14 protein-coding genes are annotated in these 13833 nt (G+C 66.7%); 2 read left to right on the top strand and 12 right to left on the bottom strand.

Annotated elements, in window-relative coordinates; translation table 11 throughout:
- Positions 1 to 46: 46 nt before the first annotated feature.
- From HHL27_RS03205 to HHL27_RS03180, 6 genes are all read right to left on the bottom strand, one after another.
- Positions 47 to 1123, bottom strand: a complete 1077-nt coding sequence (locus tag HHL27_RS03205) for a zinc-binding dehydrogenase (protein WP_169491896.1) — start codon at positions 1121 to 1123, stop codon at positions 47 to 49.
- A 14-nt stretch (positions 1124 to 1137) separates the two neighbouring features.
- Positions 1138 to 1692 (bottom strand): cupin domain-containing protein, encoded by a 555-nt coding sequence (locus HHL27_RS03200; RefSeq protein ID WP_240959277.1) that lies wholly within the window; start codon positions 1690 to 1692, stop codon positions 1138 to 1140.
- A 17-nt stretch (positions 1693 to 1709) separates the two neighbouring features.
- Entirely contained in the window at positions 1710 to 2489 is a 780-nt protein-coding gene (gene budC / locus HHL27_RS03195) for a meso-2,3-butanediol dehydrogenase (protein ID WP_169491895.1), read from the bottom strand.
- Between the two features lie 83 nt (positions 2490 to 2572).
- Positions 2573 to 3235 (bottom strand): TetR/AcrR family transcriptional regulator, encoded by a 663-nt coding sequence (locus HHL27_RS03190; RefSeq protein WP_169491894.1) that lies wholly within the window; start codon positions 3233 to 3235, stop codon positions 2573 to 2575.
- A gap of 58 nt (positions 3236 to 3293) precedes the next feature.
- Complete coding sequence (locus tag HHL27_RS03185; protein ID WP_169491893.1) at positions 3294 to 4079, bottom strand: SDR family NAD(P)-dependent oxidoreductase; 786 nt, start codon at positions 4077 to 4079, stop codon at positions 3294 to 3296.
- A gap of 53 nt (positions 4080 to 4132) precedes the next feature.
- On the bottom strand, positions 4133 to 6211 hold the full coding sequence (locus tag HHL27_RS03180; RefSeq protein ID WP_169491892.1) for an alpha/beta hydrolase family protein: 2079 nt from the start codon (positions 6209 to 6211) through the stop codon (positions 4133 to 4135).
- A gap of 200 nt (positions 6212 to 6411) precedes the next feature.
- Between HHL27_RS03180 and HHL27_RS03175 the strand changes: the two genes are divergently transcribed.
- Complete coding sequence (locus tag HHL27_RS03175) at positions 6412 to 7584, top strand: aminotransferase class I/II-fold pyridoxal phosphate-dependent enzyme (RefSeq protein ID WP_169491891.1); 1173 nt, start codon at positions 6412 to 6414, stop codon at positions 7582 to 7584.
- 341 nt (positions 7585 to 7925) lie between these two features.
- Here the strand turns inward: HHL27_RS03175 and HHL27_RS03170 are convergent, their stop codons facing one another.
- From HHL27_RS03170 to HHL27_RS03160, 3 genes are all read right to left on the bottom strand, one after another.
- Positions 7926 to 8399: a hypothetical protein gene (locus HHL27_RS03170; protein ID WP_169491890.1), complete on the bottom strand. Its 474-nt coding sequence runs from the start codon at positions 8397 to 8399 to the stop codon at positions 7926 to 7928.
- Between the two features lie 168 nt (positions 8400 to 8567).
- On the bottom strand, positions 8568 to 8858 hold the full coding sequence (locus HHL27_RS03165) for a GIY-YIG nuclease family protein (RefSeq protein ID WP_169491889.1): 291 nt from the start codon (positions 8856 to 8858) through the stop codon (positions 8568 to 8570).
- Positions 8859 to 8958: 100 nt separating this feature from the next.
- Positions 8959 to 9918 carry a LytTR family DNA-binding domain-containing protein gene (locus HHL27_RS03160; protein WP_169491888.1) on the bottom strand — a complete coding sequence of 320 codons (960 nt, stop codon included), beginning with the start codon at positions 9916 to 9918 and terminating at the stop codon, positions 8959 to 8961.
- Between the two features lie 61 nt (positions 9919 to 9979).
- On the opposite strand from HHL27_RS03160, the gene HHL27_RS03155 reads away from it, so the two are divergent.
- Entirely contained in the window at positions 9980 to 10519 is a 540-nt protein-coding gene (locus HHL27_RS03155; protein WP_169491887.1) for a DUF2306 domain-containing protein, read from the top strand.
- 197 nt (positions 10520 to 10716) lie between these two features.
- Here HHL27_RS03155 and HHL27_RS03150 read toward each other — a convergent pair whose 3' ends face one another.
- The 3 genes from HHL27_RS03150 to HHL27_RS03140 all read right to left on the bottom strand — a co-directional run bounded on the left by HHL27_RS03150 (position 10717) and on the right by HHL27_RS03140 (position 13775).
- The gene (locus HHL27_RS03150; RefSeq protein WP_169491886.1) at positions 10717 to 11412 is read right to left on the bottom strand and encodes a glutamine amidotransferase; all 696 of its coding nucleotides are present in this window, start codon (positions 11410 to 11412) and stop codon (positions 10717 to 10719) included.
- A 528-nt stretch (positions 11413 to 11940) separates the two neighbouring features.
- Complete coding sequence (locus HHL27_RS03145; protein ID WP_169491885.1) at positions 11941 to 12099, bottom strand: hypothetical protein; 159 nt, start codon at positions 12097 to 12099, stop codon at positions 11941 to 11943.
- Between the two features lie 80 nt (positions 12100 to 12179).
- Positions 12180 to 13775 carry an isocitrate lyase gene (locus HHL27_RS03140; RefSeq protein ID WP_169491884.1) on the bottom strand — a complete coding sequence of 532 codons (1596 nt, stop codon included), beginning with the start codon at positions 13773 to 13775 and terminating at the stop codon, positions 12180 to 12182.
- Between the last annotated feature and the right edge of the window lie 58 nt (positions 13776 to 13833).

The raw sequence follows: 13833 nt of genomic DNA, 5'->3' as shown, positions 1-13833 counted from the left end.
GAGAGCAGGCGCCCCGTTTAACCTCAGCCCCGCCGGTACCGGTGATCTACCGCCAGGGCTGAACCATGATCTTCACGTCCGCGCCCGGTGCACCGAGCCGCTCGAACGCGCCCGGCGTATCGTCCAGCGAAACTTCGCCGGTCAGGAACGGCGCGCCGTCGATCGCGCCTTCGCCCAGGGCGTGAAGCACTTCGGCGAATTCATCGGGGGTGTAGGCGAACACGAAGCTGAAGCGCAGCTGCTTGTTGATCGCGATCACCGGCAGGATGCGGTCGTCTTCCTGGCACGCGCCCACCACCACGACATGCGCCGTCGGCGGGGCCTGCTCGATCAGCGATTGCAGCATACCGGGCACGCCCACGCATTCGAAGATCACCGCATCGCGGATCGCGCGGCCCGAAAGCGCCGCCTGCCCCATCGAGGCGAGCGTCTGCGGCACGTCGAACGCTTCCCATTGCTCGTGCGGAGAAGCCGCGCCCGGATCGAGCACCACGTCCGCGCCCAGCTTTTCGGCCAGCGCGCGCCGCGCCGGGCTGAAGTCTGCCGCGATCACCGGCCCCACGCCGCGCCGCTTCAAGGCGACGATCACGGCCAAGCCGATGGGGCCGCAGCCCACCACCAGCGCCACCGATCTGTCGGTAAGGTGCGCGGCATTCACCGCGTGCAGCCCCACCGCCAGCGGTTCGGTCAGCGCGGCGGTTTCGCTGGCGATGCCGTTGGGCACTTCAAGGCACAGCGCTTCGGTCAGCACCATCCGCTCGGCATAGGCACCGCGGAACCGCGTAGAAAAGCCGATCAGCTCTCCGCCCTGCGGCCCGAACGCGAACGGCGTCGAAACCACGCGCGTCCCGGCCTTGAACCTGCCTTCAGTGCCCGGGCCGCTTTCCAGCACCTCGGCACAGAATTCGTGGCCCATGACCAGATCCTGCGCCGGATCGATCGTGTCCGAAGCGCCCGAGCGGCGCCCCATCTCGACCGTGTGCTCCAGGCTGTGCACGGCGTGCAGGTCCGACCCGCAGATGCCGCAGCACAGCACCTTGGTCAGGATCTGGCCCTCACCGGCCACCGCTTCGGGAATGTCGTCGACTAGAAGACGCGGGCCGCGGCGAACCACGGCCCGCATGGAACCCGTCGCCCTCATTCGGCGGGAACCATCTGTCCTGCGACTTCGCTGGGCTTGCGTTCGCCCACCCATGCGTCCTGCTTGTCCGCCAGCGCCTGCGCGGTCTTGTTCCAGTAGCTTTCGGTCTTGCCCATGAAGCGGATGTCGAACTTGTTCGCGGTGCGGAATTCCAGCACTTCCACCCCGTTCGGGCCCGGCTTGTAGGTATAGGGCACGTTGCTGCCCACGAAGAAGCCATCGCCCGCCCCCAGCTCCTCGGTGCCGAGCTTCAGCGAACCCGCCACGATGTAGTACAGGCAATCGGCATTGTGTGTGTGCAGCGGCAGCGGGAAGCCGCTCTTGAACCAGGCATAGGTCAGGCTCATTCCCGGCATCGAGAACAGTTCCTTGACCACGTTGCCGGCATCCTTGTTGGTCACCTCGCCCGCCTTGGCCAGACCCGCCTCGATGATCGGGGTGAGCCCTGCGTATTCCATGTGGTCAAGCTCATTGAAATCCGCCGCCTGCGCCGCGCGATAGATCTTGAACGGCGCGACGTCGGCCATCGCCTTTTCGGTTTCGTCGGTCATGGCACTCTCCTTGGCAATCACGCGCCCATCAGCGGGCGAAGGTCGGGTTGTCCGGTGTGGGCGGTGAGGCCGCCGTCGACCGGGATCGAAGCACCGGTCAGGTAACTGGCATCGTCGCTGGCCAGGAACGCGGCGACGGCGGCGATCTCGGCCGGATCGGCAAAGCGGTTCATCGGCACGCGGCGTTCCCAGTCGGCACGCAAGCCCTGGATCGCATCGACGCCGGTCACCAGCAGCGGCGTGTCGACCGGCCCCGGGCAGATCGCATTGGCGCGGATGCCGTCCCTGGCGTGGTCGATGGCGAGGCAGCGGGTATAGTTGATCACGCCGGCCTTGGCCGCGTTGTAGGCGGTGAAGGCATAGTCCGCCGCCATGCCCGATGCGCTGGCGGTGTTGACGATCGCCCCGCCGCCACGCTGGCGCATGAACGGGATCACCGCCTTCGATCCATAGAACACGGCGTCGAGGTTGATCGCGATCACCCGCTTCCACTGCTCGATGTCGAGATCCGGCGTTTCGCCGAAGCAGCCGATGCCGGCGTTGTTGAACAGCACGTCGATCCCGCCGAACGTGTCTGCCGTCGCCTGCGCCAGTGCGGCCATCGCGGCGGGGTCGGACACGTCGACCTGGCGGAAGGCGGCCCGCTCGCCCAGCTCGGCCGCCAATGCGCCGCCCTTCTCTGCATCGAGGTCGGCGATCATCACGCTGGCACCTTCGCCGTGCAGCCGGCGCACGAACGCCGCGCCGATGCCCGATGCACCGCCCGTCGCGATCGCAACCTTGTCCTTGAAACGCATTCCTTGCTCCCGGGGCACGCGCGATCCGCGTTGCCATTTGCACGGGCCAAGCTGGCACCGCGCGGGGAGCCGGTCAACCCAAACTAATCAAGCATGACCAGTTTGTCACGCTGCGCCTCGCAATAGCGGCGATGGCTCGCCTTCATTTCCTCGAGCGCGGCGTCGATCATCGGGCGCGGCTGCAGCAGGCGGTGTTCGATCACCAGGCCGCGCACGCTCGCCACCAGCCACCAGCCGCGCGCCACGAAGGCGTCGGGATCGGGCAGCCCCGCCTCGCGCGCCATCTCCACGAACTGGACGCGGATGTCCGCTTCCACTTCCTCGATGATCGGGCGGATGCCTTCGGCCAGCTCGCGGTCCCAGCCCGCAGCGGTGACGATCTCGTTGAGCGCGAGGCCTTCGGGACTCGAATGCGCCTGCCACATCACTTCGGCGTGGCTCGCCAGCCGTTCGAACGGATCGGGCTTGGCCGCGGCGGCATCGGCCGCCAGCGCGATCACCACCTGCAGCGTGCGCTCGGCCGTGGCGATGGCCAGCGCCAGGCGATTGGGGAACTGGTGCAGCACCGATCCCCGGCTGATCCCGCTTTCGGCCATGACGCGCTCGATGGTCATCGCGGCAAAACCCGATGAAACGATGACGCGGACCGTCGCCTCCAGGATCCGCGCACGCGTGTCGGCGCCGCGCTTGGTCAGCTTGCGCGGCCGGGTGGCGTTCGGTTCAGGGGCGGCAAGCTGGCTGGCCATGCCTTTCCTTGTCACCAAGCGCCCCACCCGGTCAACCGCGTGGCCTGCCGCGCGCGCCTCAATAGATCGTGTATCCCCCGTCGATCACGATGTCGTCGCCGGTGTGGAAGCGCGAGGCATCGCTGGCGAGGTAGACCGCGATGGCCGAGAAATCGTCGCCCTCGCCCCAGCGTCCGACCGGCGCGCGCATCACGACCTGGCGTTCGAACTTCTCGTTTTCCTGCAGGCCCCCGGTCAGGTCGGAGCGGATCCACCCCGGCAACAGCGTGTTGACGCGGATGCCCTTGCGGCCAAGCTCCACCGCCATCGCCCGCGTCATCGTCAGCACCGCGCCCTTGGTCGCGGCATAGTGTTCATTGCGCGCCGCGCCGTGGATCGCGCTGGTCGAGGAGATCGAGATGATCGAGCCGCCCCGGTCGTCTGGGTTGGCCTCACCGCGCGCCAGCATGTGCCTGGCCGCCTCGCGCATCGTCCAGAACGCGCCGTGGATGTTGATCCCCTCGATCCGCTGCCAGTCCTCGGCGCTGATATCGAACATGCTCGCCCGCCCGATCGAGATGCCGGCGTTGGCAACCGCGGTGTCGATCCGGCCGAACTCGTCGATGATCTTCTGCACGCCGGCGATCACCGCCGCCTCGTCGGCCACGTCGATCTGTTCGCACCGCACCTCGCCGCCGAACGCGCGCAGCGTTTCCACCGCGCGGGCGTTCTTGTCGGGCTTGTTGCCCCAGATCACGACCGTCGCCCCGTGCATAGCCAGGCCCTTGGCCATGCCAAGCCCGATGCCGCCGTTGCCGCCAGTGACGAGCGCCACCTTCCCGGTCAGGTCGAACAAGCCCTTCATCACGCGCAACTCCTCTCATGTAAGGGGCGCTGCGCGTTGTCTTTTGTTGCCCGTTACTGAGCGGCAGCGCCTCCTGCACCCTTGTCAGTACGATACTTGTCGAACCAGGCAAGTATTGCCGCAGCCTTCGCCGCCGATTGTGACGGACGCTCGGCAAGGCCATGGTGGCTCGCGCCGGGCACCTTGACCAGTGCGGTCGGCACGCCCCGGATCTGCAGCGCGGCGTAATACTGTTCGGATTCCGAAACCGGCGTGCGGTAATCCTCGCTGCCCACCACCACCAGCGTCGGCGTCTTGACGTTGCCGACAAGGCTCAGCGGCGAACGGTTCCAGTACGACATCGGGTCTTCCCACGGCCGCTTGTCGAACCAGTAGCGCGATGTGAACGTCGTGCCGTCCATGGTCAGCGCCTCGGACAGCCAGTTGATCACCGGCTTCTGGCTTGCCGCGGCCTTGAAGCGGTCGGTCTTGCCGACGATCCACGCGGTCAGCACGCCGCCGCCCGATCCGCCGGTCACGAACAGGTTGTTGGGGTCCGCCACGCCCGCCGCGATGGCCGCGTCCACCGCCGCCATCAGATCGTCATAGTCCTTCCCCGGATAGGCCCGGTCGATCAGGTTGGCGAACTCCGCCCCATACGACGTGCTGCCGCGCGGATTGGTGTAGAGCACCGCGTAGCCGTGCGCGGCGTAAAGCTGCACGTCGGTCGAAAACGCCGGGCCATAGGCGGCGTTCGGCCCGCCGTGGATCTCCAGGATCAGCGGCACGCGCTGCCCCGGCTGCAGCCCCGGTGGCACCGCCAGCCACGCATCGATCGCGCGGCCATCGGGCGCGGTCACCGGCAGCTTGCGCACCGGCGCCATCGCCTTGTCGGCCAGCCACGTGGCGTTGAGGCTGGTCAGCTTGCGCGGGGTGCCCCCGCTCGTCACCCACAGGTCCGCCGGGCGGTCGGTGCCGCTCGCGGTATAGGCAATCGTCCCGCCCTTCGAGACGGAGAAATCGCCGCCGGTATAGGGCCGGTCATAGCCCGCACCCGCCGAAAGTCCGCTCGCCAGCACCTTGATCGATCCGTCGAGGCCGACGCGGGCAACCTTCTTCTCGCCCTTGTCGTCATAGGACACGACGATCGAATTGCCGCTCCAGGCAAGGCCATCGATGCTGCGGTCGAGCCTGCCCGTCAGCGAGCGCGCGCCGCTGCCGTCGCGGTTCATCACATAGAGCTGCGCGTTCTCGTAGGACCGGTACTTGTCGTCAAACCCGACGTAGGCGATCATCCGCCCGTCGGGCGAAACCTGCGGGGCGGCATCGGGGCCATAGCGCTTGGTCAGCTGGGTCAGCGCGCCGGAGCCGACATCCAGCGACCAGATGTCGCTGTCGTTGCCCTCGCGCTCCCAGTCGGCGCGGCGGTTGGCCGAAAACACGATGCTGCGCCCGTCCGGCGCCCACGACAGCGGCGCGCCGTCGTCGAACTTGCCGAACGTCAGCTGGCGCGGCGCGCCGCCCTCGGCCGAGATCAGGAAGAGGTGGTCGAAGCCCGGCTTGATGTAGCCCGCATCGTCGAAGCGATAGGTCACGCGGTCGATGATCTCCAGACCGTCGGCCCACTTCGCGCCCTCGGGCTTGGCGGGCGCCTGGCCCAGCTTCAGACCGTCGTCGGGCACGCGCATGGTAAAGGCGATCGACTTGCCGTCGGGCGCCCACGAAATCCCCCCCGGCGCTTCGACCAGCGTGGTCAGCTTGCTGTCGGCCCCGGTGTCGAGCCAGCGCACGTGCAGTTCCGGCCCCGCGCCTTCCCCGCTGCCCCGCCCGACATAGGCGATGCGCTTGCCATCGGGCGACCAGCGCGGCGATCCACCGGCCACCAGCGGCGTGTGCCGCCCGCTGGCAAGGTCGACCAGCCAGATGGTGCGCGCATCGCGGTCCGCCATCACGTCGGCCGAACTGCGCACATAGGCAACCTTGGTCCCGTCCGGGCTCACCTGCGGATCGTTCGCGCCTTCCAGCTTGAACAGGTCCTCGCCGGTAAAGCTGCGCTGCGGCGCTTCGCTGGCGGCCAGCGCAGGCGTCGGCACGGCGGCAAGCGGCGCTGCCGACAACAACAAAAGCGCGAAGATACGGGACTTTGCGGCCATGATCAGGTTTCTCTCGCAACGGGTTGGTCGCGCAGCGGTATGCGGCGCACTCGCCCGCCGCGCAAGAGCCCGTCCCACAACGGCAACGTCACCGCCACACCGCCCGCCCTGAGCCTGTCGAAGGGCTGCCCTTTCTTCCACCCCGCTCCCACCAAAAGGCTTGGCGCGCGGCACCCCCATCGCCTAACCCTCGCCCCACGATGACTTCTCCTGCCGACCGTCTCTCGCCCGTCTACACCGGCCTGCCGCTGACCGTGTTCGAACACATGTCGGGCCTTGCCCGCCAGCTGGGCGCGATCAACCTGGGCCAGGGCTTCCCCGACGACCCGCCGCCGCAGGCCCTTTCCGACGCCGCGATCCGCGCCTTTTCCACCCGCTCGCAGCAGTACCCGCCGATGGCCGGCCTGCCCGAACTGCGCGATGGCGTCGCTGCCTTCTACCAGCGCGAACAGGGCCTCGCCCTAACCCGCGACAACGTCATCATCACCTCGGGCGCGACCGAGGCCGTCGCCTGCGCCATCCTCGCCGTGGTCAGCCCGGGCGACGAAGTGCTGCTCTTCGCCCCGGCCTACGATGCCTATGCCCCGATGGTCCGCCGCGCGGGCGGCACGCCGGTGTTCGTGCCGCTGCAACCGCCGCTGTGGCAGTACGACGAAGCGCGCATCCGCGCCGCCATCACCCCCCGCACCCGCGCCATGATCGTCAACGATCCGCTCAACCCGGCGGGCACCGTCGCCAGCGCCGATGACCTCGCCATGCTGGCAAGGCTCGCCTGCGAACACGATCTGGTCGCGATCTGCGACGAGGTGTGGGAGATGGTCCGCTTTGACGAACAGGGCCACCGCTCGCTGCTCGCCGAACCCGGCATGGAAGCGCGCACGATCAAGATCGGCTCGGCCGGCAAGATCTTCGGCGCCACCGGGTGGAAGGTCGGCTGGCTGATCGGCGCGCCCGAAATGGCCGCCGTGCTTGCCAAGGCGCACCAGTTCCTCACCTTCACCACCCCGCCGATGCTGCAATGGGCCGTGGCCGAGGGCCTTGCCGATCCCGCCATCCCGCGCGCCCTGATCGAGCGCTGGAGCGCCTCGCGCCTCGCGCTGCTCAACGGCCTGTTCGAAGCCGATTTCGCCGTCACCGCCAGCGCCGCCACGTGGTTCGCCTGCATCGACCTTGCCGCCACCGGCATCGCCATGGACGACGCAACCTTCGCCGATCGCCTCGTCCGCGAAGCCGGCGTCGCCACGATCCCCGTATCGGCGCTGTGGGAAGGAGCCGACACCCCCACCCACGTCGTCCGCTTGTGCCACTGCAAACCGATCGCGACGATCGAGGACGCCCTCGCCCGACTAACCCGCTGGCGCCGCACGCTCTAAGGCAGCGCAGAACTCGCCGCACCAGCAAATCCTCGCGCCAGGCACGGGGCGACGGCGGATAATGGGCGGGCAGCGGGTCAAATATATAGAGAACCCTTTTCCGTCGCCCCGTGCTTGACACGGGGCTTGGCTTTCCTTGCGGCCTTGCGTTTGCCAAGCAGCCCCGACCGGCTCGACCTTTTCGTTTAGCTGTGCCCTGCAGAGGCCGCGCACGCTCCGAACAGGAAACAGCGAAGCCCCGTGTCAAGACGGGGCGACGGCTGATGTTGGGCGCTGAGCTTCCTTTAAATCGGTTCGCGCCACCGCTCGGGGTCGCGTGGAGTGTCGACGGACTGCTCGCTCTACCGTCCATCAGCACGGTAACCGAACACGTTTTGCGGCCCATAGATAAACCACTGCTCTTCGGTCAGATCATCACCCGTAGGCCATGTGTCCAGCTCTCCGCCGAGATCAAACGTGAATCGAGATTTGCCCGCGTTCGGATCGAGTCCAATGTCAGTCAGCTTCTGACCGTCGAGCATTCCCATGGCGCGGGCGATGTCATCTCGGCTGTCCTCGCTCCACGCGATCTGCTTCCCATGCGCGGTAAACCGCCATTGGCAGCAATATATCCAGACATGCCATCTACCCTGAACGTATGCCTGCCGCCGCAACCCTCGGTCGTTTGAGTGCCACTCTTTGACAACGAGTTCGGGTGCGCAAAATTCGAAACTGAGGAAGCTGCCATAACCCTGTCTGGCACCCCACACTGGCTTGCCGAGAAATGGAGCTGAAAAGTCATGTAAAGCGACTTGCGGGCTTTTTGGCGTATCCATTCCGCCACTATCCCCGCCGCAGCTGGTGACCGCAACTGGGATGAGCCGCCAAATCTCGCAGTCTTCCGGCCTGCTGCCCCGGAACGTCTGGGAGTGGGTGGGAAGCGGACGCTTTCCTATTTTCGTCATGCCAGCGAAGGCTGGCATCGCTTTCGGCCAAGCGCTCGATCAGATCAGATATTCCAAAAGATCGTCCCAGCCCGGATTGGCTTGTTCGGTCAGCCGGATTTTCCATTCGCGCTTCCACGCTTTCAGCGCCTTCTCGCGCGTGATGGCTTCCTCGATTGAAGCATGACGTTCGGCCAGCACCAGCCGGCTGATCCAGTACTTGCGGCAGAAAACCGATCCCGCGCCTTGCCGGTGCTGCGCCATGCGCGCAGCCAGACTACTGGTCACTCCAATGTAAAGCACGCCGCCCGGCTTGTTGGTCAGAATGTAGGTCCAGCCGCCGTGCTCCACGAACTTACAATCGCACCACGACGAGAGCGATGCCAGCCTTCGCTGGCATGACGTTGGGATTAGATCACGTACCCAACGGGCGTAACCCGACCTCCCGCCGTTACAACCACCCCCGCGCACGTAACTCCGCAACGCTCGAGCGCGACACGGGCACCTCGCGACCGTCGACCAGCCGCAGCGATACGCGGCGTTCGCTGCGCACCACCTCGCTGACGGCGGAGCGGGCCACCCACCAGCTGCGGTGGACTTGCGCGCCATCGAGCGGGGCGAGCTGCGCCACCGCATCGCGCAGCCGCATCAGGATCAGCGCGTTGCCCGCGCTGGTGTGGACGCGGATGTAGTGGTCCTCGTTCTCGATGCAGAGCAGGTCCTGCCCCAGGTGTGCGGGCAGCTGATCGAACAGCGCGATCCGCCCCGGCTGCGGCACAGGTGCCTGCTCCTGCGCCAAGGCGGGCGGTTCCTCTACGGCCAACTCTTCAACGCTCGGCTGTTCGACGGGCAACTCGGGGCGCACCTCGGCGACAGGCTCCGCCGCCTCCACCGGCACCTCCCTTTGTCGCTTCGCCAGCAGCTGCACCACGGTGACCATGCCGCCCACGATCAGCACCTGCGGATAGAGCGCGATCAGGTCGCGCGCGGTGATCCCCTGCCAGTCCAGCCCCGACAGCGTCCCCGCCACGATCAGCGTCGTCGGCATCGCCGCCAGCGCGCAGGCGAGCGTGATGGCGATCCAGCGCGTCAGGCCCGTCTGCTCGGCCAGCGCGTCGCCGGCCAGCAGCACCGGACGGAAGCAGGCATAGCCACCAATGGCGAAGATCGCCCAGGCCAGCAGCCGCGCCGGCAGGCTCATCGCGAACATGCCGAACGGGCCCAGCAAGGCCAGCACCAGCGCGGCCGCCATCATGATCGCCATTTCGCCAGCAAGCCTGGAGGCGAGCCCGGGAGCCAGCTTCGTGGCCGGTTTGCGAGAGTCCTTGGCGGGATACGTACCGTTCATGCTTCGCGAACGGTACAGCAGGGCAAGGCGCGGTGCATCCGCGAAATTGCCCGTGCCAGTCATGCAGGCTCGCTTGTCCGCAAACGGGCGAGCGGCACCTTGGGCGCAACCCGAGGAGATCCCCATGCCAGACACGCTGACCGCCACGCTCACCCAGACCCGCCCCGCCGACCGCACCAGCCCGTTCGCCCCTGCCCGCCGCGAGCGCGCCGCGCTGGTCGCCGGGGCCGCTGTCGGCGCCGCCGTGCTGCTCGCCGCCGCCCGTGCCACGCAGGCGGGTTTCCTGCTTCCGGCCATGTCGCGCGATGCCTGGCTGGCGGTGCACCTGTGCTCGGTCATTCCCGCGCTGCCGCTCGGCGCCGTGGTGCTGCTGGGGCGCAAGGGCGATGCCCGCCACCGCCTGCTCGGCCGGATCTGGGCCGTGCTGATGCTCGTTGCCGCGCTGTCGAGCTTCGGGCTCAAGGGGCTGACCGGCAGCTTCAGCCCGATCCACCTGCTCTCGATCCTCGTGCTCGTCTCGGTGCCGCGCGGCGTGGTCCAGGCGGTGCGCGGCAACATCGCCGCCCACCGCCGCACGATGACGTTTGTCTACTTCGGCCTGGTCGGTGCCGGAGCCTTCACCATGCTGCCCGGCCGCCTGCTCGGCCTTGCCCTGTTCCATTGACGGCGGCGCGCTGTCCTACAGCCCGCCACAACCGTAGAAAATGCGCCATGACCGGCGTCCAACCCACAGATTTCCAGAACTTTTGCCGCGCACGTCGCGCGTCAGAAAGCCGCGTCACGGGGTTTCGGAAAAAGGCCCATGTAGTCTGTCAACTTCGTCAACTTGGCGCCATCAGGCACCCCGTCAGCCCAACCGGATCAGGCGGCGAGGCCCTCGAGCCATTCGCCGATCATCGCCCGTCCCGCCGCCACCGCGCGGGGCCCGTGGGCATCGTGCGCGGCGCGCAGGCGGTCGGGGCACAGGCCGGCCGCCGCGACATCGTCGGGGCCCTGCTCGATCCAGGCGTCGAAGCGCGGGTCCTCGCCCATCTCGGCATGGAACTGCAGCGCCAGCAGGTTGCGCCCACGGGCAAAGGCCTGGTGCGGATAGAGCGCGCTCGATGCCAGCAGGTCGACGTTTTCGGGCAGCGTGAAGGTATCGCCGTGCCAGTGCAGCACCGGCACATCCTCGACATGGCGCAGCGGCCCGGTCTTGTCGTGCACCGTCACCGGCGCGAAGCCGACTTCCTTGGCCGGACCCGGATAGACTTTCGCCCCCAGCGCCGCCGCCACCATCTGCGCGCCGAAGCACACGCCCAGCGTCGGCCGGTCGGCCTCCAGCCGGAGCGCCAGCCGGCGCAGCTGGCAGCGGATCCACGGGTGCGCGTCGGTTTCGTACACCCCCATCGGCCCGCCCATCATGATCAGCAGGTCCGGTTCGCGCAGGTCGAGCGTAGAGAACGCCGGATCGCTCACGTCGATGCGATCGACATGGTATCCGGCATCCTCGATCGGCTGGCGATAGCCGGCGACACCTTCGTGCGGCACGTGGCGGATGATCAGCGCGGTCTTCATGGGATCGGACGGGGGCTCGAAAAATGGCGAATCGGTATGGGGCTCACAAGGTCAGGCGTCGACGATGTTCCAGAACTCCGCGGCAGACAACGGCCGCTTCGGCACGGTACCAACTGCCTGCCACCGCCACGAAGGATGGGGCCCCCTCGCAAGTGTACGCCTCTGCTGGAGATGCCCGGCGTGTCCCGGTTGGGTGGTGGCTGCGGTGCGGGCAAGGCTGTTGGACATCGCGTATCTCCTGTCTCGGGAACACGAACCAGGCACAGGGCCCCGCATCCGTGCGCTTTAGCCGTTGGTCACGCGGAGCAAGCTGACACCCATCAAAAGCCGCGGCCGGGCGGAACCTTGGGAGAGTGCAATCCCGCCCGGCGAATCAATCTCTACCTTTTGAGTTGAATTTTGTCTCTTCAGAATTTCTGAAGCGGGAAAAAGCTTTGCTTTGATTCACCAGGCACGAAAAGGCCCGCCGCACCGGTGGTGCGACGGGCCCGCTTTCCTCCCCAGGAAAGTTTCGTGAAACCCGAAGGTTCAGCGCCCCAGGGCGCTGCCCAGACGGTGGTAGAGGTTCGAGAACTTCACCGATTCCGGCTGGTCCTCGATCGCCTTCAGGTAATGCAGTACGGCCTCGCGGATCAGCTTGAAGTCCTCGGTCGAGAGGACCGCGCGGGCGCGTTGCGGTTCAGACATTGTCGTCCTCCTTGGATCTTCGTGGCGTGATTGCCGCGAATTGTGCTGCGTCAGGCAGCGAACTGGTTCCCCCGCTGCCGTCAGGCAGCAAACTGATTCATCGTGTTGTGGGCGCCACCGGCCTTGAGCGCGGCTTCACCGGCGAAGTATTCCTTGTGATCGTCGCCGATGTCCGAACCGGCCATGTTCTGGTGCTTCACGCAAGCGATGCCCTGGCGGATTTCCTCGCGCTGGACCTGCTTGACGTAGCCCAGCATGCCCTCTTCGCCGAAGTAACGCTTGGCGAGGTTGTCGGTGCTGAGCGCCGCGGTGTGATAGGTCGGCAGCGTGATCAGGTGGTGGAAGATGCCGGCCTGCGCCGCCGCATCGCGCTGGAAGGTGCGGATGCGTTCGTCCGCCTCGATACCCAGCTCGGTGCCGTCATAGTCCACGCTCATCAGCTTGGCGCGATCGTAGGCGGAGACATCCTTGCCCGCTTCGACCATCGCGTCATAGACCTGCTGGCGGAAGTTCAGCGTCCAGTTGAACGACGGGCTGTTGTTGTAGACCAGCTTGGCGTTCGGGATCACTTCGCGGATGCGGTCGACCATGCCGCCGATCTGGCCGATATGCGGCTTTTCGGTTTCGATCCACAGCAGGTCCGCCCCGTTCTGCAGCGAGGTGATGCAGTCGAGCACGCAACGATCCTCGCCCGTTCCGGCGCGGAACTGGTACAGGTTCGAAGGCAGGCGCTTCGGCCGCATCAGCTTGCCGTCGCGGCTGATCAGCACGTCGCCGTGGCCGAGGTTGCCGGCATCGACTTCCTCGCAATCGAGGAAGCTGTTGTACTGGTCGCCGATGTCGCCCGGCTCCTTCACAAAGGCGATCTGCTTGGTGAGGCCAGCGCCGAGGCTGTCGGTGCGGGCAACGATCACGCCGTCATCGACGCCCAGTTCCATGAAGGCGTAACGGACCGCGCGGATCTTCGCGAGGAAGTCCTCGTGCGGCACGGTAACCTTGCCGTCCTGGTGGCCGCACTGCTTTTCGTCCGAGACCTGGTTTTCGATCTGGATGCAGCAGGCGCCCGCTTCGATGAACTTCTTGGCAAGCAGGTAGGTAGCCTCGGCATTGCCGAACCCTGCGTCGATGTCGGCGATGATCGGAACCACATGGGTTTCGAATTCGTCGATCTTGTGCAGCAGGCGGTGGGTGTTGACCGCATCGCCCGCCTTCTTGGCGGCGTCGAGATCGCGGAACAGCATGCCCAGTTCACGGGTATCGGCCTGCTTGAGGAACGTGTAGAGTTCCTCGATCAGCGCGGGAACGCTGGTCTTTTCGTGCATCGACTGATCGGGCAGCGGGCCGAATTCGCTGCGCAGCGCGGCGACCATCCAGCCCGACAGGTAGAGGTAGCGGCCTTTGGTGGTGCCGAAGTGCTTCTTGATCGAGATCATCTTCTGCTGGCCGATGAAGCCGTGCCAGCAGCCGAGCGACTGCGTGTAGTTCGCCGGGTCCGCGTCATAGGCGGCCATGTCGCGGCGCATGATCTTCGCGGTGTAGCGCGCGATGTCGAGCCCGGTGTGGAAGCGGTTCTGCAGGCGCATGCGTGCAACGCTTTCCGGCTCGATCCCGTCCCAGGTGGTCTGGAAGGGCGCGATGGCCTTGGCGGCCTCGTTGATCTGGCTGTGATAGGTCATGGCAGCAATTCCTTGGAGCGCAGGAGTTCGTTTGCGTGGCACCCGGATAACGGCGGCG

It is taken from the genome of Novosphingobium olei, from assembly GCF_012927405.1.
GTDB classification, from domain to species: domain Bacteria; phylum Pseudomonadota; class Alphaproteobacteria; order Sphingomonadales; family Sphingomonadaceae; genus Novosphingobium; species Novosphingobium olei.
This window is presented reverse-complemented; position numbering and strand designations above follow the sequence as displayed.

Coding starts and splice junctions, on each gene's coding strand:
- HHL27_RS03190 (WP_169491894.1), bottom strand. CDS start 3,235: ATGGCCAGCCAGCTTGCCGCCCCTGAACCGAACGCCACCCGGCCGCGC.
- HHL27_RS03200 (WP_240959277.1), bottom strand. CDS start 1,692: ATGACCGACGAAACCGAAAAGGCGATGGCCGACGTCGCGCCGTTCAAG.
- HHL27_RS03170 (WP_169491890.1), bottom strand. CDS start 8,399: ATGGATACGCCAAAAAGCCCGCAAGTCGCTTTACATGACTTTTCAGCT.
- HHL27_RS03175 (WP_169491891.1), top strand. CDS start 6,412: ATGACTTCTCCTGCCGACCGTCTCTCGCCCGTCTACACCGGCCTGCCG.
- HHL27_RS03145 (WP_169491885.1), bottom strand. CDS start 12,099: ATGTCTGAACCGCAACGCGCCCGCGCGGTCCTCTCGACCGAGGACTTC.
- HHL27_RS03140 (WP_169491884.1), bottom strand. CDS start 13,775: ATGACCTATCACAGCCAGATCAACGAGGCCGCCAAGGCCATCGCGCCC.
- HHL27_RS03180 (WP_169491892.1), bottom strand. CDS start 6,211: ATGGCCGCAAAGTCCCGTATCTTCGCGCTTTTGTTGTTGTCGGCAGCG.
- budC (WP_169491895.1), bottom strand. CDS start 2,489: ATGCGTTTCAAGGACAAGGTTGCGATCGCGACGGGCGGTGCATCGGGC.
- HHL27_RS03150 (WP_169491886.1), bottom strand. CDS start 11,412: ATGAAGACCGCGCTGATCATCCGCCACGTGCCGCACGAAGGTGTCGCC.
- HHL27_RS03155 (WP_169491887.1), top strand. CDS start 9,980: ATGCCAGACACGCTGACCGCCACGCTCACCCAGACCCGCCCCGCCGAC.
- HHL27_RS03160 (WP_169491888.1), bottom strand. CDS start 9,918: ATGACTGGCACGGGCAATTTCGCGGATGCACCGCGCCTTGCCCTGCTG.
- HHL27_RS03205 (WP_169491896.1), bottom strand. CDS start 1,123: ATGCGGGCCGTGGTTCGCCGCGGCCCGCGTCTTCTAGTCGACGACATT.
- HHL27_RS03185 (WP_169491893.1), bottom strand. CDS start 4,079: ATGAAGGGCTTGTTCGACCTGACCGGGAAGGTGGCGCTCGTCACTGGC.